18 protein-coding genes are annotated in these 21,087 nt (G+C 62.0%); 10 read left to right on the plus strand and 8 right to left on the minus strand.

Features of this window, described 5'->3' with window-relative positions:
• Positions 1-263: 263 nt before the first annotated feature.
• Both PQQ86_RS30350 and PQQ86_RS30355 read left to right on the plus strand, forming a co-directional pair.
• On the plus strand, positions 264-548 hold the full coding sequence (locus tag PQQ86_RS30350) for a DUF3331 domain-containing protein (RefSeq protein ID WP_028197253.1): 285 nt from the start codon (positions 264-266) through the stop codon (positions 546-548).
• A 372-nt stretch (positions 549-920) separates the two neighbouring features.
• Positions 921-3,482: an adenosylcobalamin-dependent ribonucleoside-diphosphate reductase gene (locus PQQ86_RS30355; RefSeq protein WP_408275466.1), complete on the plus strand. Its 2,562-nt coding sequence runs from the start codon at positions 921-923 to the stop codon at positions 3,480-3,482.
• Between the two features lie 62 nt (positions 3,483-3,544).
• On the opposite strand, the gene PQQ86_RS30360 is transcribed toward PQQ86_RS30355, so the two are convergent.
• From PQQ86_RS30360 to PQQ86_RS30375, 4 genes are all read right to left on the minus strand, one after another.
• Complete coding sequence (locus PQQ86_RS30360; RefSeq protein ID WP_408275469.1) at positions 3,545-4,495, minus strand: dimethyl sulfoxide reductase anchor subunit family protein; 951 nt, start codon at positions 4,493-4,495, stop codon at positions 3,545-3,547.
• 11 nt (positions 4,496-4,506) lie between these two features.
• Positions 4,507-5,262, minus strand: a complete 756-nt coding sequence (locus PQQ86_RS30365) for a 4Fe-4S dicluster domain-containing protein (RefSeq protein ID WP_097396828.1) — start codon at positions 5,260-5,262, stop codon at positions 4,507-4,509.
• 92 nt (positions 5,263-5,354) lie between these two features.
• Complete coding sequence (locus PQQ86_RS30370) at positions 5,355-8,276, minus strand: molybdopterin-dependent oxidoreductase (RefSeq protein ID WP_408275472.1); 2,922 nt, start codon at positions 8,274-8,276, stop codon at positions 5,355-5,357.
• A gap of 145 nt (positions 8,277-8,421) precedes the next feature.
• Positions 8,422-9,354, minus strand: a complete 933-nt coding sequence (locus PQQ86_RS30375; RefSeq protein WP_408275474.1) for a 2-hydroxyacid dehydrogenase — start codon at positions 9,352-9,354, stop codon at positions 8,422-8,424.
• Between the two features lie 266 nt (positions 9,355-9,620).
• Here PQQ86_RS30375 and PQQ86_RS30380 point away from each other — a divergent pair, with 266 nt between their 5' ends.
• Positions 9,621-11,099, plus strand: a complete 1,479-nt coding sequence (locus PQQ86_RS30380; protein ID WP_408275477.1) for a sensor domain-containing diguanylate cyclase — start codon at positions 9,621-9,623, stop codon at positions 11,097-11,099.
• A 47-nt stretch (positions 11,100-11,146) separates the two neighbouring features.
• Here the strand turns inward: PQQ86_RS30380 and PQQ86_RS30385 are convergent, their stop codons facing one another.
• Complete coding sequence (locus PQQ86_RS30385) at positions 11,147-11,470, minus strand: VOC family protein (RefSeq protein WP_408275479.1); 324 nt, start codon at positions 11,468-11,470, stop codon at positions 11,147-11,149.
• Between the two features lie 207 nt (positions 11,471-11,677).
• Between PQQ86_RS30385 and PQQ86_RS30390 the strand changes: the two genes are divergently transcribed.
• Together PQQ86_RS30390 and PQQ86_RS30395 are read left to right on the plus strand one after the other, a co-directional pair.
• A complete protein-coding gene (locus PQQ86_RS30390) occupies positions 11,678-12,019 on the plus strand; it encodes a zinc ribbon domain-containing protein YjdM (RefSeq protein WP_074287721.1) in 342 nt (113 codons plus the stop codon).
• A gap of 71 nt (positions 12,020-12,090) precedes the next feature.
• The gene (locus tag PQQ86_RS30395) at positions 12,091-12,510 is read left to right on the plus strand and encodes a VOC family protein (RefSeq protein WP_408275482.1); all 420 of its coding nucleotides are present in this window, start codon (positions 12,091-12,093) and stop codon (positions 12,508-12,510) included.
• Here the strand turns inward: PQQ86_RS30395 and PQQ86_RS30400 are convergent.
• On the minus strand, positions 12,507-13,907 hold the full coding sequence (locus tag PQQ86_RS30400; RefSeq protein WP_408275484.1) for a heavy metal sensor histidine kinase: 1,401 nt from the start codon (positions 13,905-13,907) through the stop codon (positions 12,507-12,509). The two genes, PQQ86_RS30395 and PQQ86_RS30400, sit on opposite strands and share 4 nt — an antisense overlap.
• Positions 13,904-14,575 carry a heavy metal response regulator transcription factor gene (locus PQQ86_RS30405; RefSeq protein ID WP_093638501.1) on the minus strand — a complete coding sequence of 224 codons (672 nt, stop codon included), beginning with the start codon at positions 14,573-14,575 and terminating at the stop codon, positions 13,904-13,906. Before PQQ86_RS30405 ends, PQQ86_RS30400 begins: the two co-directional genes overlap by 4 nt.
• 184 nt (positions 14,576-14,759) lie before the next feature.
• Here PQQ86_RS30405 and PQQ86_RS30410 point away from each other — a divergent pair, with 184 nt between their 5' ends.
• From PQQ86_RS30410 to PQQ86_RS30420, 3 genes are all read left to right on the plus strand, one after another.
• Positions 14,760-15,392, plus strand: coding sequence for a hypothetical protein (locus tag PQQ86_RS30410; RefSeq protein ID WP_408275487.1), 633 nt, complete (start codon positions 14,760-14,762; stop codon positions 15,390-15,392).
• A gap of 100 nt (positions 15,393-15,492) precedes the next feature.
• Positions 15,493-16,125, plus strand: coding sequence for a cytochrome b/b6 domain-containing protein (locus PQQ86_RS30415; protein WP_408275490.1), 633 nt, complete (start codon positions 15,493-15,495; stop codon positions 16,123-16,125).
• Positions 16,122-16,895 carry a molybdopterin-dependent oxidoreductase gene (locus PQQ86_RS30420; protein WP_408275493.1) on the plus strand — a complete coding sequence of 258 codons (774 nt, stop codon included), beginning with the start codon at positions 16,122-16,124 and terminating at the stop codon, positions 16,893-16,895. The genes PQQ86_RS30415 and PQQ86_RS30420 overlap by 4 nt, the downstream gene beginning before the upstream one ends.
• A 20-nt stretch (positions 16,896-16,915) precedes the next feature.
• Here PQQ86_RS30420 and PQQ86_RS30425 read toward each other — a convergent pair whose 3' ends face one another.
• On the minus strand, positions 16,916-17,914 hold the full coding sequence (locus tag PQQ86_RS30425) for an AraC family transcriptional regulator (protein WP_408275496.1): 999 nt from the start codon (positions 17,912-17,914) through the stop codon (positions 16,916-16,918).
• A 320-nt stretch (positions 17,915-18,234) separates the two neighbouring features.
• Here PQQ86_RS30425 and PQQ86_RS30430 point away from each other — a divergent pair, with 320 nt between their 5' ends.
• Both PQQ86_RS30430 and PQQ86_RS30435 read left to right on the plus strand, forming a co-directional pair.
• Complete coding sequence (locus tag PQQ86_RS30430; protein WP_408275499.1) at positions 18,235-19,287, plus strand: NAD(P)-dependent alcohol dehydrogenase; 1,053 nt, start codon at positions 18,235-18,237, stop codon at positions 19,285-19,287.
• Positions 19,288-20,106: 819 nt separating this feature from the next.
• Positions 20,107-21,063, plus strand: a complete 957-nt coding sequence (locus PQQ86_RS30435; RefSeq protein WP_266258785.1) for a LysR family transcriptional regulator — start codon at positions 20,107-20,109, stop codon at positions 21,061-21,063.
• The last annotated feature ends 24 nt before the right edge of the window (positions 21,064-21,087 follow it).

Raw genomic sequence — 21,087 nt, forward strand, 5'->3', positions numbered from 1 at the left:
CATCAATAACCACATCTTAAAGGAAGCACCGGCGCCCTTCGCAGGCGGCATGCTCGTCGCACTGCGTACAACACTGCGTTGCAAAAATCCACGCTATCGCAAATTCACCTCGCATACATCCCGCAAAGCCCCGTCGTTTCGGGTAAGCGCGAATGTCAAGTTTCATTGTTGCTGTTTCGAGAACAGTGTTTCAACCGCGGCACAATGGCTATCCGCCGCGCGCGGGACTACATTCGGCACACCACAATACGGAGCCGACGATGATGACCTTAGAGTCCATCCCCCTTGACGGAACCAATGGCGTACGCATCGAAATTCTCGAACGCTCCGACACCACGCTGGTGATCCGCTGGGTCGAACCGGGGCGCTGTCATTACGGCGAGCAGCGTTGGCGGCGGCGCTCAGCGCATACGTCGGGAACGTGCGCCGTGACACGGCGCAAGATTCGCCGCGGCGATGCGGTGTTCAAACCGGCCGAACGGCCGGCGCCTTCGAATGCTTCTGCAATGATTTGTGCTGAGGTGTTGGGCGAACTGGTTGAAGCCTGAAGTTTTTTGCCTCGGCGACACGTGGCTGCGGTAAGCTCACTGCCCCTGCCGTCGTAGGCGCGCCCTTCGTGATTCATTGGCGCTGGCTCTCCGCTGCGCTGTCCGCTTTTTCAGCCGCTCTTCGACACGCCCGGCGCCGCTCGTCAACTCACTGCCTATATGTCTATCATGGCCGCTGCTGAAGGCCGGTGGCATTGGCCCACTCTGCAGTCCCGCCCCCAAAAGCCCGATTGCGGCGCTTGGCCACGTGCGTTAAGGTGATCCCCGATGCGCCAGGCCACCACGCCTGTCAGACGCGCAGCGTCAAATGAATGCCCCGCATCCCATTCGAACGCGCCGCAGCCCGTCTCGCGGCAAACGAGAGGCGACACCATGGCAGAAGACACGCACGAACCCCGCGCCGCAGCGGTTTCTCCCGCCCCGCTAGTTGCACCGCAACAATTCTCTCTGGACGTCCTGCTCGAGAAATACGCCAAAGGCGACGAACAATCGGCCGACGACGTGTTCAAACGCGTCGCTCGCGGCGTCGCTCAGGCGGAGCCAGAAGCCCTGCGCGAGTCGGTGGAAGCGCTCTTTGCCGACAACCTGCGGCACGGCGCGCTCGGCGCCGGGCGCATCATGAGCGCAGCGGGCACGGGCATCGCCGCCACGCTCATCAACTGCTTCGTGCAGCCGGTCGGCGACGCGATTCAGGGTGTCGACGAACAGGGCCTGCCCGGCATCTACGTAGCGCTGTTGCAAGCCGCCGAAACGATGCGCCGAGGCGGTGGCGTCGGCTACAACTTCTCCGCGATCCGGCCCAAGGGTGCCCGGGTTCATAGCACCAGTTCGTCGGCGTCCGGACCGTGCAGCTATATGGACGTGTTCGACGCCTCGTGCCGGACGGTGGAAAGCGCCGGCTCGCGGCGTGGCGCGCAAATGGCCGTGCTCGACTGCAATCACCCCGATCTGATCGAGTTCATCGAGGCGAAGCATTCGAAAGGCCGCTGGAACAACTTCAATGTGTCAGTAGGCGTCACGGACGAATTCATGCGCGCCGTCGAAGAAGATCAGCCCTGGCAGCTCGTGCACCGCGGCGAGCCGTCGCCGGCGCTGCGCGCGGCCGGCGATGTGCGGCAACGCGAGGACGGCCTGTGGGTCTATAGCGAAAGGCCGGCACGCGAGATCTGGGACCGCATCATGCGCTCCACATACGACGTCGCCGAGCCCGGCATCGTGTTCATCTCGCGCATGAACGAGGACAACAATCTACGCGCCGTCGAAACCATCCGCGCCACCAATCCGTGCGGCGAACAACCCCTGCCGGCTTACGGCTGTTGCAACCTCGGACCGTTGAACCTCACGCGCTTCGTGGTCGATCCGTTCGCGCAAATGAAAGGCCGCAAGCCTTCGTTCGACTGGGACGGTCTCGCCAAACGCACCCGCGTCCAGGTGCGCTTTCTCGACGACGTGCTCGACGTCACGCTATGGCCACTGCAGCAGCAATATGACGAGTCGCGTGCCAAGCGGCGCATCGGCGTGGGCTTCACCGGCCTCGGCGATACGTTGGTGATGCTCGGTCTGCGCTACAACTCGCAGGAAGGCCGCGACTTCGCGGTGCGCATCGCCCAGCTGATGCGCGACGAGGCCTATCGGGCGTCAGTGGAACTGGCGCGCGAGCGCGGCGCGTTTGAATTGTTCGACGCCGGACGCTATCTGGAAACGGGCACCTTCGCCTCGCGCCTGCCCGACGACATCAAGGATGCGATACGCCAGGACGGCATCCGCAACAGTCATTTGCTGTCGATCGCGCCAACGGGCACTGTCAGTCTCGCATTCGCCGACAACGCGTCGAACGGCATCGAACCGGCCTTCTCGTGGACCTACACGCGCGTGAAGGTGATGGCAGACGGCGGCCGCGAGTCGTTCGATGTCGAAGACTACGCGTATCGCCTTTATCGCGAGCTCGGCGGCGACGTGAAAAACCTGCCCGACTACTTCGTCAGCGCACTGGAAATGTCGGCACGCGACCACCTCGACATGATGGCCGCCGTGCAGCCATACGTGGACACGTCGATCTCGAAGACGGTGAACGTGCCGGCGGACTATCCGTTCGAAGCGTTCGAAAGCCTCTACTTCGACGCCTGGAAAAACGGTCTGAAAGGGCTCGCCACGTACCGCCCGAATGAGACACTCGGCGCGGTGCTGAGCGTAAGCCCGCCGCAAGCGGATGACACGCTGGCCGAAACCGATCAGGACCCGCTGCGGATCGCGATCGATCACCGGCCCAAGGGTGAATTGCCGGCGATCATCGAAAAGGTCGAATACCTGACGCAAGCCGGCAAAAAGTCGCTTTACGTGGCGGTGTCGTTCATCGAAGTGACGGGACGGCTGGGCGGTGAAGAAGTCACGATTGAACGCCCCATCGAGTTCTTCATTCCGACCGGGCAGCGCGACGAATCGCAGCAATGGATCACGGCGACGATGCGTTCGCTGTCGCTCGCGGCACGCGGCGGCTTTGTCGCGCGCAACCTGCAGGATATGCGCAAGGTGTCATGGGATCGCGGGCAGGTGCGGCTCGGCGAAGTGCAACGTCTCGACGGTCATCGCACGCCGCGCTGGCACGATTCCGAAGTGGCGGCGCTCGCCTTTGCGATCCAGCAGATTCTGCACCGCCGCGGTTTTCTCGACGCGGAAGGCAATCAGGTGCCCTCGCGCATGCTGGCGCGTTTGCCGCGCGGGCAGATGAAAGCCGAGACGGCGTTGCCAGCGGATTTCGGTATCCGTCCGCCGCCTGGCGAGGCTGACGAAGCAGCCTTGATGCAACCCGGCGGTATGCAAGGGTTGCACACCATGCTCGGCCGAAAATGCGGCTCGTGTGGAGCGAATGCCGTGATTCGCAAAGATGGGTGCGACTTCTGTACCGCGTGTGGTGAAGTCGGCGCGTGCGGGTGAATGACAGCTAGCCGCAACGCAGACGCGGCCGCCGGTATCGAACGGCCGCGCCAACCCACGCGTCACCCGACTCTCGCGTAATACAGATTCTGCGGATGCTTCGCTTCGGCGAAGAAGAACCAGCGTTCCGCCACGAGTCCGGCGTATTGCACCAGACAGGCGGCGGCCAGCAAGCCGAGCGAGACACCAATTGGATGCAGGCCCGCGCCCAGCGCCATCAGCACAACTGGCACGGCAAACGCGGTGGCGAGGAACCCCCATTTGACGCCACGCAGCGTCCCCGCTGATTTGCCGTGAAAGAACTCGCGCAGATTGAACGCGCCCGCGGTGAAGCCGCGCGAGACCTGAACGAGCTTCGGATTCTGGATACCCGTCGCGCTCTGCACGGTGGACTTCGGCCGTAAGCGCGCGTTGCGCACGAGCGATGCCGAACGGCTCGCGCAGCCCGCGAGTGTCAGCACGCAGGCACAGATCGCGAGCCCCACTGTCAGCGCGGGTGCGAACCACGCGCTCAGCGCCGTTGCCAGTGTGAAGCCGGACGCGCAACCGAGCAGCACGAAGTTGACCAGCGTAAGCGGCGTGGCCCATTCCTGCAGGAAGCGCAGGCATGCGTAGATCATCGCCGAGCAGACGAACAGCGCGGCGCTTGCCAGCACCCCGAGCCAACCTATCGCGAGTGACCACGGTGAGCCGAACCCGTGCGCGACGCCGTAGAAAAACGCGCAGGCGAGAAACGCCGGCAAGCACAGACACTCACGCGACAACCACGACGTCCGCCACATCGCGACCGCGCGCCATGCACGCTCCGGATGCCCGAGATGGAAGAACGAGGCGATCAGCCCGAGGACACCCAACACGACCGACACGCCCGCGCCGGTGACATAGAACACATCCGCGGGCGCCGTGACGAGTCCCAGATGCGCGGCCGTCTCCACACCGACGAGCGCGATTAGCAGCCCCTGTGCCGCGCCGCTCAACGTCGTGAGAAAAACCACCGAAAAAGCCGGATTCATCGCGAGGTCCTTTAGATACGCGTCGCCATCGACGCAAGATGCAGTTGGCCGTGTTCGAGTTGCGCATCAAGTGATTCGAGCGATTCGGGCGCTTCCAGGGCCATACCTGTGTCTTTGCACGAGCATGCGCCGCTGCCGCAACCCGATGCCGACGTCGTGATGCGCGGCAAATAGTGGTTCGCCGGTTTGGTGTTCCACTCAGGCATCAACTGATAGCCGCCCCGTTCCTCGATTGCCTTCGACACCACCGACTCCGGATCGTGGATATCGCCGAACAGTCGCGCGGAGGTCGGGCACGCGAGCACGCACGCGGGTTGCCGGTCGCGTTCGGAGAGGTTTTCATCGTGAATGCGATCGACGCATAGCGTGCACTTGGTCATCTCCTTGCGCGCTTCGTCGAGTTCGCGCGCACCGTACGGACACGCCCACGCGCAGTATTTGCAGCCGATGCACTTGTCAAAATCAACCAGCACGAGCCCGTCTTCCTTGCGCTTGTAGCTGGCGCCGGTCGGACACACCGGCACACACGGCGGGTCCTCGCAGTGCAGGCACGACTTCGGGAAGTGGATCGTGTCGGCGTTCGGGTAGCTGCCGGCTTCGAAGCTCTGCACGCGATTGAAGAAGGTGCCAGACGGATCGGCGTCGTACGGATTCAGATCGGCGAGACTGCCCGACTCGCCCGACGTATTCCACTCCTTGCAGCTCGTCACGCAAGCCTGGCATCCCACGCACACGTTCAGGTCGATCACTAACGCCATCTGAGTCATTAAAGGCTCCTTGCTGCTTTACTGCGTTATTCGCGCGCCGCCCGCCGTTCTGCGGTGCCCGGGTTTCACATTGCTCGCGTGCGAAACCTGCATCACTTGCGTCCCACCGCACCACGCAACCGTGCCGCGAATTCGCCGCGCCCCGCGAAATAGGTCTGCACGACCCGCGATATCACCCCGTTCGATCCCGGCAACGCGGGCATCGCACCGAACTGCGGCAGCGTATGACGCGCGTCCGCTTCTGCCGGATAGACGCGCACGCGCACGTCGTACCACGCGGCCTGGCCTGTCACCGGGTCCGAATTCGAGAGACGCGCGGCGGCTTCGTCGCGACCGGGCAACTCGTCGGTGATGAGGTGATTGAGCAGGAAGCCGCGCTGCGATTCGTTCGCCCCCGCGCCGAGGTTCCATGCGCCCGATGCCTTGCCGATCGCATTCCAGGTCCACACCGTCCCCGGCTCGACGGTCTCGCTAAAGCGCGCCATGCAGCGCACGCGGCCCCATTGCGATTCGGCATAGATCCAGCTGCCGTCGGCAATGCCGTTTTCGGCCGCCATCAGCGGATTCATGTAGAGATAGTTCTCACCATGAATCTGCCGCAACCACGCATTCTGCGAATCCCACGAGTGGTACATCGCCATGGGCCGTTGCGTCACCGCGGCCAGCGGAAAACGCGTGAGATCGGTCGAATCGCTTTCGAGCGGCGCATACCAGAACGGCAGCGGATCAAAATACTTTTCGACCCGCGCCCGCAGGTGCTCGGGCGGTTGCCTGCCGCTCCTGCGGCCTTGCGCAGCGAGCCTGAACTTCTGCATGACGTCGGAGTACAACTGGATCAGGATCGGCTCGTTGAATTTACGGAAGCCGTTTTTCACCGCCCAGTCGAGATACGGCCCGTTGCAGTTGCGCATGTATTGGAGCGTCTCCGGCAAGCGGTAATGGAACACGCAGTTGTTCTTTGCGTACTGTTCCCACTGCTGCGGATTCGGCTCGCCCACCAGCGCCTTGTCGCCGTCCTTGCCGCGCCAGCCGATCAGAAAGCCCACGCCGGAATCAGGCGTCGTAGTGTGATTGATGATGAAGTCGGGATAGTCGCGAAAGCGGCGCGTGCCTTCGGCCGTCGTGAAAGCGGGAAACTTGAGGCGCGAAGCGAGTTCGATCAGCACTTCCTGAAACGGCTTGCATTGACCCGTTGGCGGCACGACCGGCACGCGCACGGAATCCACCGGACCGTCGAATTCGGAGATCGGCCGGTCGAGCATCGACATCGCGTCATGCCGCTCGAGATAGGTCGTGTCCGGCAGGATCAGATCGGCGAATGCCGTCATCTCCGACTGGAACGCGTCGCACACCACGAGAAACGGAATCTTGTACTCGCCGTTCGCGTGCTTGTCGGCGAGCATCTCGCGCACCTTCATCGTGTTCATCGACGAATTCCAGGCCATGTTGGCCATGAAAATCAGCAGCGTGTCGATGGGATAGGGGTCGCCGCGCCATGCGTTGGCGATCACGCTATGCATCACGCCGTGCACAGCAAGCGGATATTCCCAGGAGAAGGCCTTGTCGATGCGGACCGGGCCGCCGTGTTCGTCGATGAACAGATCTTCGGGCGCGGCGGGCCAGCCGAGCGGACCGGTGGCAAGCGGCGTGTTCGGCTTGACGGCATCCGGACTGTTCGGTGGTTTCGCCGATGGCGGCACCGCGCGAGGAAACGGCGACTTATGACGAAAGCCGCCGGGGCAGTCAATCGTGCCCAGCAACGACATCAGCACCGCCAGCGCGCGGATCGACTGGAAGCCGTTGGAATGCGCGGCCAGCCCGCGCATCGCGTGAAAAGCGACCGGATTGCCGGTGACGGTCTCGTGCGTCTCACCCCACGCGTCGGTCCATTGGATCGGCAGCGTGATCCGGTGATCACGGCTGGTCTGGATCATTTCGCCCGCGAGGCGGCGAATCGTGTCCGCGGCAATGCCGGTGATCTCAGCGGCCCACTCCGGTGTGCAGTCGGCCACGCGTTCGCGCAGCAAAGCAAACGACGGCGTGACCGGCGTGCCGTCCGCGAGCGTATAGCGGCCGTCGAGCGCGGGTGTCACACCGGGTGCATGATGCGGCACAGCGCGCGCGGCCGCGGCGTCCCACCAGAGATGGTTCTGCGGAAACAGCGGATTGCCGACTGGCCGCTCAGGATCGCGCACGAACAGGCCGAAGTTTTCGCTGGCTTCGTCGAGATCGACAAGCTCCGCCGCGTTCGTATAACGCTGCACGAACTCGTGATCCCAGGCGTCGGCCGCGATCAGTTCGTGCAGAAACGCCATGAACAACGCGCCATCGGTGCCGGGTTTAATGGGCACCCATTCGTCGGCAATCGCCGCATAGCCGGTACGGATCGGATTGATTGCGATGAAGCGCCCACCCGCGCGCTTGAACTTCGAAATGGCGATCTTGAGCGGATTCGAATGATGATCTTCCGCCGTGCCGATCATGAAGAAAAGTTTGGCACTGTCGAGATCGGGGCCGCCGAACTCCCAGAACGAGCCGCCGATCGTATAGATCATCCCGGCTGCCATGTTGGCCGAGCAGAAGCCGCCATGCGCCGCGTAATTAGGCGTGCCGAACTGTTTGGCGAAGAGGCCGGTAAGCGCCTGCATCTGGTCGCGGCCAGTAAACAGCGCGAATTTCTTCGGATCGGTGGCGCGAATCGTAGCGAGGCGCTTTTCGAGCACGTCGAACGCAACCTCCCACGACACCGGCTCGAACTGCGCACTGCCCCGCTCCGCGCCCGCCTTGCGCATCAACGGCTGGGTCAGGCGCGCGGGCGAGTACTGCTTCATGATGCCCGAGGCGCCCTTCGCACAGATCACCCCCTGGTTCAGCGGATGCTCGGGGTTGCCGTCGATATAGCGCACCTCGCCTTCACGCAGATGCACGCGGATGCCGCAGCGGCAGGCGCACATGTAGCAGGTGGTCGTCTTGATCTCGAGCCGTTCGTCCTGCGTGCGGGCGTGGTGTTCCATGCGGGATCTCCGTCGCGGCTCCGGCTGTGTCGAAGCGATGTGGGTTCGATACCGACCATCCTATTCGCCACGAGCCTACAAGGGAAATCGCGATTTACGAGAGAAACTATCCGCTGAGCTGATGGTTTCAGTTCGCCTTCAAATGTCAGATCGGCGTCAACACCGCCTCACCAGCAAAGTGGCGCGCCGCATTAGCCAGGAAATTGTCGACCGAAGCCGTGATTGCCTCCGGCGAGCGGCCACCCACATGCGGCGTCAGGACCACGTTACGCAGCGTCAGCAAGGCTTCGGGCGGATGCGGCTCGCTTTCATAGACGTCCAGACCCGCGCCGGCGATCGCGCCGGTGGCAAGCGCATCCGCTAAAGCAGCGGTATCCACCACACTGCCGCGCGAGACGTTGACCACGAAACCGTCCGGACCGAGTGCGTCCAGCACCGCCTTGTTAATCAGATGACGGGTACCGGCGCCGCCGGGCGTCGCGACCACCAGAAAGTCGCACCAATGCGCCAGACCCTGCACGCTGTCGAAATAGCGCAGCGGCGAGCCTTCACGCGGTTTGCGGTTGTGGTAACCAATTTCCATATCGAACCCGGCGCCACGCCGCGCGACCTTCTCGCCGATATTGCCGAGCCCGACAATGCCGAGCCGCTTGCCGGACACGTTCGGGTGCATCGGCAACGTGTCGCGCCAGGCGCCCTTGCGGGTGGCCTGATCGAGTTGCGGCACGTCGCGCACCACCGCAAGCAGCAAGGCGAACGCGTGATCGGCCACGCAGTCATCGTTGGTGCCCGCGCCGTTGACGAGCACGATGTCGCGCGAACGGGCATGGTCGACAGCGAGGTTTTCGTAACCGGCGCCGAGCGCGCTGACAAACTCGAGCTGCGGCATCCGATCGATTTCTGCGGCCGTCAGCCCGGTTGTGCCGTTGGTCAGCACGGCGCGGATCGTCTCGCCATGCGCTGCGATCGCGGCGGCCCGCTGAATGGCATCGGGTGCATAGACGACGTCGAAAGCAGTCTCGACGCTGGCGCGGCTTGCGTCTTTCAAGGAGATCAGAACCAGCAGGGATGGCTTCATGGGGGCGCTTTTTCTTAAACGATGAGGGACGGAAAACACGACGAGTGAGTGTAACAAGCCGCCCGTGGCCCTGCTGGCGGGCAATCACGGGCGGTCATAAGCAAAAGACCCTGTTGCGAACCGGCCGTCGCGCGGCCTAAAGTCCCCGCGAACCACGCCGTTATCTTCGTGAATGGACCGGCACGAAAAATATGCACCATGCGTCTTTCTTTTGAGCCGAATCCAAGCCGCTTTAGAATAGCCGGAACTCCGACCACGGGAATCTCATGCAGGACACCCTCCGACGCGGCTCAGCGCCCGCCAACGACGATTCCGAAATGTTCGAACTCGCGCCTGTCTCGCTCTGGCTCGAAGACTTCAGCGGCGTACGCGCGCTATTCGACAGATGGCGGGCAGAAGGCGTGACCGATCTGCGTGCCCATTTCGCCGAATATCCGGCCCTTGTCGCCGAATGCGCGCATAGCATCCGCGTCATCAAGGTCAACCAGAAAACGCTGACGCAATTCGAGGCCGCCGATTTCGACGCGCTCACCAGCAATCTCGCCTCCGTATTCCGCGACGACATGCTCAAGACTCACCTCGAGGAGTTATGCCAGTTATGGGCCGGCCAGGTGCATTTCACGAGCCAGACGGTCAACTACACGCTCGGCGGGCGCCGCCTCGACGTGCTGCTCAAGGGCGCCGTGCTGCCCGGCCATGAGGACCGCTGGGACCGCGTGCTCGTATCGGTCGAAGACATTACCGAACTCGAAGGCGCGCGGCATCGCGTGACGCTTGCCGAACAGTATGTGCGCGGCCTGTTCGAATATTCGCCGGTCTCGTTGTGGGTGGAAGATTTCAGCGCGGTCAAGCGTCTGCTCGACGACGCGCGCTCCGCCGGCATCAGCGATTTCCGCGTGTTTACTGACGTGCATCCCGAGTTTGTCGAGCGCTGTATGCAGGAAATCCACGTGCTCGACGTGAACCAGCACACGCTCGACATGTTCGTGGCAAAAGACAAGAAAACACTGCTGGCGCGCCTGCCCGACGTCTTCCGCGACGATATGCGACCGCATTTCCGCGAGCAGTTGATCGATCTATGGGACGGCAAGCTGTTCCAACAACGCGAAGTGCTCAACTATTCGCTCGACGGCAACGAGGTGCACGTGCACCTGCAGTTCTCCGTACTGCCGGGTCATGAAAAGAATTGGGATCTGGTGCTGGTGGCCCTCACCGACATCACGGCGCGCAAGAAGGCCGAAGCGTATCTGGAGTTCCTCGGCAAGCATGACGTGCTGACCAAACTGCGCAACCGCTCCTTTTACGTAGATGAACTGAACCGGCTGGAACGCAAAGGTCCGTGGCCGGTGACGATCATCATGGCCGATCTGAACGGCCTCAAACGCGTGAACGACCAGCTCGGCCACGCGGCCGGCGACGCGCTGTTACGGCGGGCCGGCGAAGTCCTCGCCAAAGCGACGGACTCGCCTTCTCACGCGGCGCGCATCGGCGGCGACGAGTTTGCGATCCTGATGCCGGACACCGACGAGCGTGGCGGCGCCGCGATGGTCGATGCGATCCGGCAACTGGTCGATCTGAACAACCAGTTTTATCCGGGCGCTCTGCTGAGTCTTTCGATGGGTGCGGCGACGTGCCAGCGCGGCGACCGTCTCGAAGCCGGTGTGCAACGCGCCGATCTGCTGATGTATGAGGAAAAGCGCGCGCACTACGCGAACCGTCCGGCTGCGGACGCGCCGGAGGACTGACGCCTGGCCGTGCATCACCCAGGCTCGGGCCGGAGCGGAAAGGCGCGTCAGCCTTTGTCGGTCCGCACCGCCTCGCCGTAAGTGCTGACGATCCGCCGATCCTGCTCTTCCGCCGAAAACAGCTCCCACTCGAGGCCGTTCACGTCCTTGCTGCTCGAGTAGCCTTCTACTGAGTCATCCTCGAAGCCGACGTGCCGAAGCTGCCCACCCTTACCCGGCATCTCGTTGATCGAAAAGTTGAGCAGCTCGGTTCGCCACATCGCGTAACGGCCCGGCACCACGGCCGTGGGCGGCTGGCCGAGACGGGCGCTGTAATCGTCGATTGAAGCCTCGAGGCTCGTAACGGCCAAAGCAATGTGGAAGCGTTTCATAGCGGTTGTCCCGACGGTTAGGATGAGGTGTTTCATCGTATCTGTCGTGCGCTGCCGCAACCAGTTGCGCGATCATCCCGGTATCGGTATTACCGGTTTGCGCTGCAACAGTATCCGGCGTGCCGGATGCTGGCGGCCCGGTGCGCGTCCGCTATACTCCCCGGCCCTGAAGTTATCCGCGGTGCGCCGCGGCCTGGAAAGAAAATCATGTCGACGATTCCCGCCTGCCCGCAATGTGCAATGGAAAATACCTACCCGGACGGCGAGAATTACGTCTGCCCGGATTGCGCGCACGAGTGGCCGATGACCGCTGCCGCAAGTGCTGACGAGGCTGACGAGCGCGTCGTCAAGGACGCCAACGGCAACCCGCTGGCCGACGGCGACGCCGTGGTGCTGATCAAGGACCTGAAAGTGAAAGGCTCGTCGATCACGTTGAAAATGGGCACCAAGGTGAAAAGCATTCGTCTGGTCGGCGGCGATCACGAAGTGGACTGCAAGATGGACGCAGGCAACTTCATGCTGAAGGCGGAGTATCTGAAGAAGGTTTGACGCATCCGGCCGGCCTGGGTCGGCCTGGGTCGGCCTGGGTCGGCCTGCAACACAAGTGAGGAGCGACACTGATGCTTTCCCACGTATTCGTCGGCATTACGGATTTCGAGCGCGCGTTCGGCTTTTATGGCGTGCTGATGGAAACGCTAGGACTGCGGCTCAAGTTCCGCGATGAAGATGCGTGCTGGGCTGGCTGGATGCCGGCAGACGCACCGCGGCCGCTGTTCGTGATCAGCAGGCCCCACGACGGCCGTGCTCCCACCGTCGGCAACGGCCAGATGTTGGCCCTGCTGGCCACGGACCGTGCCACGGTCGATCGCACGCATGCTGCGGCGCTCGCTCAAGGCGGCGCCTGCGAAGGGGCACCGGGTTTGCGGCCGCACTATCACGCGGACTACTACGGCGCGTACTTTCGCGATCCTGATGGCAACAAGCTTTGCGTGTGTTGCCACACGCCGGACACAACCTCAGCCACGCAGACAGCCGTCTAAGCGCCTGGAAAGCGCAATTCGAAGCGCACCACGCCCGGAACCGGACACACCACGCGCGCCGTGCCGCCGTGCAGATGCATGATCGCCTTGACGATCGCGAGTCCCAGCCCGCTCGATTCGGTGAACGCGCTACGCGCCGCGTCTCCCCGGTAGAAACGATCGAACAGACGGTCCAGTTGCTCGCCAGGAATCGGCGCACCGTCGTTTTCCACCACCACGGTCGCGCCCTGCTCGTCCTGTGCGCCGCTCAAGCGCACCACCGTATCGCCCGCGCCGTATCGCACCGCATTGACGACGAGATTGTTGATCGCCCGCCGGCATAGCATCGGATTGGCCGACGCCACGCCCTGAGCCTCGACGGTAAAGCGCATGCCGCGTTCATCGGCGGGACCTTCGAAATAGTCTGCGATCCTGACGAGTTCGTCGCGCAGATCGACCGGCTCACGATCGATGGACAGCGCCGCATGGTCCGCGTGCGCGAGGAACAGAATGTTCTCCGCGATGTGGCTCAAACGGCTCAGCTCCTCGAGATTCGATTCGAGCAGTTGCTGATACTCCTCGGCATCGCGCGGTTTAGCGAGCGTCACCTGGGTCTGGCCGATCAAGGCACCTACCGGCGTGCGAATTTCATGCGCCAGATCGGCGGAGAACTGCGAGAGGCGCTGGTAACCGTCGGCAAGACGGTCGAGCATGGCGTTGAAGGCGTGCGTGAGCTGGCGTAATTCGACCGGCGCGGCCTCGCTGTCGAGCCGCACCGACAAACTCGCCGGACTGATCTGCGCCGCGCGCGAGGCGATCTCGCGCACCGGCCGCAACGCGCGGCGCAGCACGTAATAGGCGAGCAACGTGGCAGCCAGCATGCCGGTCAGCGTGGCCAGCACGATGCGATTGCGGTAGGCGGCCAGCATCCGCACTTCCTGGGTCATTGGATGCGCGGCAATCACTTCGACTTCGCTGCCATCCTCACGCGCTTTGACGGTAGCGATCGCCCAATGAACCGGCACACCGTCCGGCAGCATGGTCTGGCGGATGTCCGAGAGCGTCGGCAAATGGTCCGCCGTGCCGGCCTGCAGGGCAGGCACCGCGACATTGCCGGGGTTCACGTCGACGAACGGCGCTTCACCCGGACGGCGAAACAGCAGCACGTCTTGCTCCGCGCCGAGCATGCTCTCGAACAGCAAAGGCCGGCTCTTCAATTCGCTGACCGAATAGAGATCGTGCACGATGCGGCTGAAATGCTCGACACGGCCGGTGAGCACCACGTCCGCGCGGCGCTGCAACGACAGCTCGGCGGAATGGTAGAAATACATGCCCAATGTGCCGATCACCACGCACGCGATCAAGGCGAACAGCACCGTGGTGCGAGCCGTCAACGAGCGTTCGGTCCACGTTTTCATGCGCCGTCGCCGAAGGTGTAGCCGATGCTGCGCACCGTATGAATCAGCTTCTTTTCAAACGGATGATCGATCTTCGCGCGCAGCCGTTTGATCGCCACGTCGACCACATTGGTGTCGCTGTCGAAGTTCATATCCCACACTTCCGAGGCGATCTGCGTACGCGACAACGCCTCGCCCTGCCGGCGCACCAGCAGATGCAACAGCATGAATTCCTTATTGGTCAGCGGAATCTCGACGCCTTCGCGCGTCACCTTGCGGCGCAGCACGTCGAGCTTGAGGTCGGCGATCTCGAACACATCGCTCTCGCGGATCACGCCGCGGCGCAACAGCGTGCGGATGCGCAGCACCAGCTCGGTGAATGAGAAAGGCTTGACGAGGTAATCGTCGGCGCCGAGTTCGAGGCCGCGAATGCGGTCGCTGACGTGATCGCGCGCGGTCAGAAAAATGACCGGCAGATCGCGCCGCGCTCGCAGCGCACGCATGATTTCCCAACCGTCGATGCCGGGCAGCATCACGTCCAGCACCACGAGGTCATACGCGTGCTCGAGCGCCATGTGCAGCCCATCGGTGCCGGTGCGCGCAAGATCGACCGCGTAGCCGCTTTCGCGCAGGCCTTTCTTCAGGTAGTCGCCGGTTTTCGGGTCGTCTTCGATGACGAGGATGCTCATGATGCCTGGTTTCCGATCCCGAGCGCCGCCGTGGACGTGGGTCATGAATGTGGACGTGGATATGGCGGCCATTCTACGCGGCCGCGGCGCGCCGTTCATGACGTTTTTGTCATCCGTCTGTCACTTGGCGGAGCCGATCGCGCGCCTAACCTGAGGCTATCTTTCACCCACCCAGAGCAGACTCATGAAGATTGTCTCCGCTAATGCGATGCGCGCCTTCGTTGCCCCCGCGCTCGTCGCCGCCTCATTGTTCGCAGCAGGATCCGTCGCAGAAGCTCAGAGCGCCGCGCCCACCGGCGTACGTGGCACCGTGACCGCGCTCTCGGGCGACGTGCTCAAGGTCCACACGCGCGACGGCAAAGACGTCGACGTGAAGCTTGCCAAAGACACGCCGATTCGCGGCGTGACGATTGCCGACGTGAACGACATCAAGCCGGACAGCTATGTCGGCACCGCCGCGATCCCGCAGCCCGACGGCTCGCTGAAGGCGCTCGAAGTACACGTATTCCCGGCCAGCATGCGTGGCTCCGGCGAAGGTCATCGCCCGTGGGACCTCGGCTCGAACAGCACGATGACCAACGGCACGGTGGGCTCGCTCGTGGTCAGCAACGGTCGCACGATCACGGTCAAGTACAAGGACGGCGAAAAGAAAATCGTGATCCCGCAAGACGTGCCTATCGTCGCGCTCGAACCCGGTGACCGCGCGCTGCTGGTGCCGGGCGCGAAGGTCGTGCTGTTCGCCCATAAGGAAGCCGATGGCTCGATGGCGGCGAATTTCATCTCCGCGGGCGAGCACGGTGTAACGCCGCCGATGTAATACGGCGTTTCTTCAAACGCTCTCATTTTTAACCGTTCGAACAGCCGCGTGCCTCAATGACGCGGCTTTCAGATTTTTCCTTGTTTCATCACCATTGACCATGCCCGAACCGCAAGCGCGCTTCATCGTCCACCCCCTCGTCGTACGAATTACGCACTGGATCAACGCATTTGCCATGGTCTGCATGGTGATGAGCGGCTGGGCGATCTATAACGCGTCGCCCTTCTTTCCGTTCAAATTTCCGGTGTGGGCGACCGTAGGCGGCTGGCTGGGTGGCTCGATTGCATGGCACTTTGCGGCCATGTGGCTGCTGTGCGCGAACGGCCTGCTGTATCTGGCGTATGGCATCGGGCGTGGGCATTTTCGTCGCAAGCTATTGCCTGTCTATCCGCGCGATGTCGTACACGATGCCGCATTAGCGATGCGGTTCAAACTGCCGCACGATACGGGCAAATATAACGCGGTGCAGCGCGCGCTCTATCTCTTCGTATTGTGCCTTGGCGTGCTGCTGGTCACGTCCGGGCTTTCGATCTGGAAGCCGGTGCAATTCTCCTGGCTTACCGCACTATTCGGCGGTTTCGATTTCGCGCGTCGCGTGCATTTTGTCGCGATGGCGGGCGTGGTGGGTTTTGTCGTCGTGCATCTGGCGCTGGTGCTATTGGTGCCGCGCACGTTGCTGCCGATGTTGACCGGCCGCGCCCGGCTGTCCACGCATGAAAGGAGCGAGGCATGAGCGACGCAGAACGCAAAGACTCGCGCGGCACGCGCATTGTCCTCGCCGACCACAAACCGCAAATCGAACGATTGCAACGGCGCTTGTTCCTGCGCTCGTCGCTCTCGATCGGCGCGCTGGCGATGCTGTCGGGCTGCAACATGCAGGACGGCGATTCGGCCGACAAGGTGTTGTGGGCCATGTCGCGCTGGAACGATCGCGTGCAGGGGTGGCTGTTCGATCGCAACAAGCTCGCGCCGACCTATTCGGCAAGCGAAATCACCGACCCGTTCCCCTTCAACGCGTTCTATCCGGAGTTCGACGCGCCGGATATCGACGGCTCGACGTATCAACTGGAAGTGTCGGGTCTGGTATCGGACAAGCGCACGTGGAATCTCGATCAACTGCGCGCCTTGCCCCAGGCTTCACAGATTACGCGGCACATCTGCATCGAAGGATGGAGCGCGATCGGGCAATGGCGAGGCGTGCCGTTTCGCACGTTCCTCGAACGTATCGGCGCTGACCTGAGCGCACGCTATGTCGGATTCAAATGTGCGGACCGCTATTACTCGAGCCTCGACATGGCGACGGCTTTGCATCCGCAAACCCAACTCACGCTCGATTTCCGCGACGCGCCGCTGCCGGCCAAATACGGCTACCCGCTGAAGTTGCGCGTACCGACCAAACTGGGCTTCAAGAATCCGAAGCACATCGCGGCAATTTTCGTGACCAACACGAACCCTGGTGGCTATTGGGAAGACCAGGGGTACAACTGGTTTAGCGGGCTATAACGCTTCCTGAGAATGCGCACTTATACCGCGGTCACATAACGCGGGACCGGCCTGACCACGCGCGGCGGCGGTGCATCGTACACGGTGCGCATACGCTTGACTTCATCGACCGGGCTCAGGCCGAACAGACGCTTGAACTCGCGGCTGAATTGCGACGCGCTTTCGTAACCGACGCGTGCCGCGGCCGCACCTGCATTCAAACCATCGTGCGTCATCAGCAAACGCGCGTGGTGCAAACGTGTGGTTTTCACGTATTGCATCGGCGAGGTCGCCGTCACGGCCTTGAATTGCGCATGAAAGACGGCGAGGCTCATGCCGGCTTCGGCGGCGAGCGTATCGACGTCGAGTTGCCCCTGATAGTCGGCGTGGATGCGCCTTAACGCCTTGGCGATGCGGCCGAAATGATTCTGATGCGTGAGCGCCGCGCGAATCGCATCGCCCTGCTCGCCCGTCAACACGCGATAACAGATTTCGCGGACCACGCCTGGCGCCAGAATCCGCGCATCGAGCGGTGAGGCCAACGCGTCCATCAAACGCTGCACGGCATTGGACAGAGCCGGGTCGAGCGGCGTCGAATAAATGCCGAGCGGCTCGTTCTGCGTAGCGCCCTGCGTCTCGCTCAGCGCCATCAGCAACTCGGCCACCATGGTCAGATCGACACGCACCGAGATCGCGAGGAACGGCTCTTCCGGACTCGCCTCGGTTTCGCATTCGAACGGCAGCGGCACCGACAACACCAGGTATTGCTGCGCGTCGTACTGGAACACCTGATCGCCGAGAAAACCGCGCTTACGGCCCTGACACACGATCACGATGCTCGGCTCGTACATCACGGGCATACGCGGCATCGGACTATTGGCGCGCAACAGATTGACACCTTCGAAGCTCGAACGCGTCACGCCCGGCTTGGGCGCGAGCAAATCGAACAAATCGACCAGACGCTGCTGGGCAGGATCGGCGGGGCCGCGCTCGGCCGGATCACGACTGACCGAGGCGGGTTCAATGGAACGGGTTGACATGACGGTATAGTGACGTGCAAGAGAATAATGCTTGAAATTTAGCATCAAACGACCTAGTGCGCTCACCGCCAGGAGTTTTAGGCAAATCTTCAAGACATTCAGGTATTCCCCGGTTCGCTCCCGGCCCCTACTATGGGAACCCTACCGGATCATCTATTTCCACGCTGCGCCGGGCTCGGTTACCCGTTCACCGTTTCGGTGAATACGTCGACCACCGCCTGCGCCCTGATCCCGGTTCATGACAAGGTTTGGCCGCATCGGCGACGCGCGTCGCCCATCGCCGGCGCCTTGCGACATCACCCTCTTTGCTGGAGTTACCCATGAGCACGACTTACGCCTATGCAGCGACCGACGCGACCGCGCCGCTCGCTCCGTTCGAAATTCAGCGCCGCGAACTGCGCGCCCATGACGTGCAGATGGAAGTCCTGTTTTGCGGTGTGTGCCATTCCGACTTGCATCAGGCACGCAACGAATGGAAGAACACGGTTTTTCCGGTGGTGCCGGGCCATGAAATTGTCGGTCGTGTGACGGCGGTCGGTCCGGACGTGACGAAGTACAAGGCAGGCGACCTGGTGGGCGTTGGATGCCTGGTCGATTCGTGCCGTACGTGTGCGAGTTGCGAGGAAGGTCTCGAGCAGTATTGCGAAAACGGTTTTGTCGGCACGTACAACGGTGTGGACCGGGTTGACGGTCAGATCACTTACGGCGGTTATTCGACGCAACTGGTGGTGGATGAGGCATTTACGCTGCGCGTGCCGGAGAATCTCGACCCGGCGGGCGTGGCGCCGTTGCTGTGCGCGGGTATCACAACGTATTCCCCGTTGCGCACGTGGGGTGCCGGTCCTGGCAAGAAGGTCGGGATTGTCGGCCTTGGCGGCCTGGGTCACATGGGCGTGAAGTTGGCCCGTGCGATGGGCGCGCATGTCGTGTTGTTTACGACGTCGCCGTCGAAGATTGAAGATGCCAGGCGACTGGGTGCGCATGAGGTTGTCATTTCGAAAAATGCTGAAGAGATGGGCGCGCATGCCAACAGTTTCGATTTCATTCTGAATACGGTGGCTGCGCAGCATGATTTGAATCCGTTTTTGAATCTGCTCAAGCGTGATGGGACGATGACGCTGGTTGGGGCGCCGGAGCATGACCATCCGTCGCCGCAGGTGTTCAATCTGATCTTCAAGCGCCGCAGGCTGGCTGGGTCGTTGATTGGCGGGATTGCTGAGACGCAGGAAATGCTTGATTTTTGCGGCGAGCATGGGATTACTTCGGATATTGAGGTGATTCCTATGCAGGGGATTAATGAAGCCTTTGAACGGATGCTTAAGAGTGATGTTAAGTATCGGTTTGTTGTTGATCTGGATTCCTTACGGAAGTGATTTTATTTTGCCTTCGCGGCGCTTTTTGTCAGTGTTCCTGGGGTTTTGGCCTTTCCTTGAATTGTTAGTGGTCTATTAGCGTTGCCCCTGTGCGGGGCGGCACCTACTTTTCTTTGCTTGCCGCAAAGAAAAGTAGGCAAAAGAAAGCGGCTCAAACCGCTAATGCTAAGTGGGCGCCGTGGTCTGCCACGGGTAGTGGTGCATCCGGAATCTGTGTTCCCGCACATTCCGCGTGAGTGACAAAGGTGTCATCAGCTCCCACTCCGCACTGCGTGCGTCGCGGACGGGTATGCATGGGAAACCAGGGGCTTCGTTTTTGTGCAGCGGGAGCCATCGGCTTCGCCTCGGCGATGCGCCGTCGCACTCATGGGCGAACCCCACTTCAAATAAATATCGATCACTCGCAGTGGCGGTGACGGTGGCAATGCAATAACGAGTCATGGTGCCGGAAAAATGCGAGAGCACCAACGCAAGGACCAAACGTAGCGGACGGTTTTAAGAATTACGCTTCGGCGCGCGCAGCGCCGCCGGAAGTATGACGCCCTTGTCACTGGCGTATGCAGGTGCACGAACACAGATTCCAGATGCACCACTACCCGTGGCAGACCACGGTGCCCACTTAGCAGTAGCGGTTTGAGCTGCTTTCTTTTGCCTACTTTTCTTTGCAGCCGGCAAAGAAAAGTAGGTGCCGCCCCGCACAGGGGCAACGCTAATAGACCACTAGCAAAACAAGGAAAGGCCAAAGCCATAAGAACACTGACAATGCCGCCGTCAAAGGCAAAAACCCACACCCTTAATTCACCAACTGGAGTTTGAATCGTGATTGACAGAATAACTGCAATGCGGACATTCATCCGAATCGTGGACACCAACAGCTTCACCCGCGCAGCGGAGTCCCTCAACATCCCCCGCGCGACAGCGACAACCATCGTCCAGAACCTGGAAGCACTACTAGGCACCGCCCTCCTAACCCGCACGACGCGGCGCCTGAGCATCACCCCGGAAGGCGCGGCCTACTACGAACGCTGCGCGCAAATCCTCGCCGACATCGACGAAATGGAAGCGAGCCTCCGTCACGCAACGGATAACCTGACCGGCCGCCTGCGCATAGAAATGCCCGGCGCGGTAGCGAGCACCATCGTCCTGCCGGCGCTGGAAGACTTCCATGCCCGTTACCCGAATCTCGATCTCGCCATCGGCATCAGCAACCGCACAGTTGACCTGATATCCGAAGCCATCGACTGCAGTATCCAGCTAGGCGAATTGCCAGACTCGAATCTGATCGCGCGGCAATTGGGCACCCTCGAGCACGTAACATGCGCAAGCCCGGCTTATCTGGCCCGACATGGCACGCCCGTCGACCTCGACGATCTGCGCGGACACGTCGCGGTCAATTGCATGTCGCCGCATAACGGCCGCGAAGTCGATTTCGACTTCGAAGTGGACGGCGAAGCGCAAAACGTCAAGGTCAGAGGCTTCGTCAAAGTCAGCGACGAACAGGCGTATCTAACCTGCGGATTGCAAGGCCTGGGGCTCATCCAGCCCGCGCGAATCGCTGCACAGCCCTACCTCGATTCGGGACTATTGCGCGAAGTACTGCCGCAATGGAAACCCGTGCCGATGCCAGTCTCGGTCGCGTATGTGAAGAACCGCCGTGTGTCGCCTCGCGTGCGGGCCTTCGTCGACTGGCTCGCAGAGTTGTTCGAGCAGACCGAGCACGTCGATCAGGACCTGTCGCGAGTGCGTCAGTTGTTGCGCGGCCTGCATCCCGCTTGAGGCGGGTTTCATGCAGGCCCGCAA

Origin of the sequence: Paraburkholderia sediminicola (assembly GCF_046026675.1) — a bacterium.
GTDB classification, from domain to species: domain Bacteria; phylum Pseudomonadota; class Gammaproteobacteria; order Burkholderiales; family Burkholderiaceae; genus Paraburkholderia; species Paraburkholderia sediminicola_F.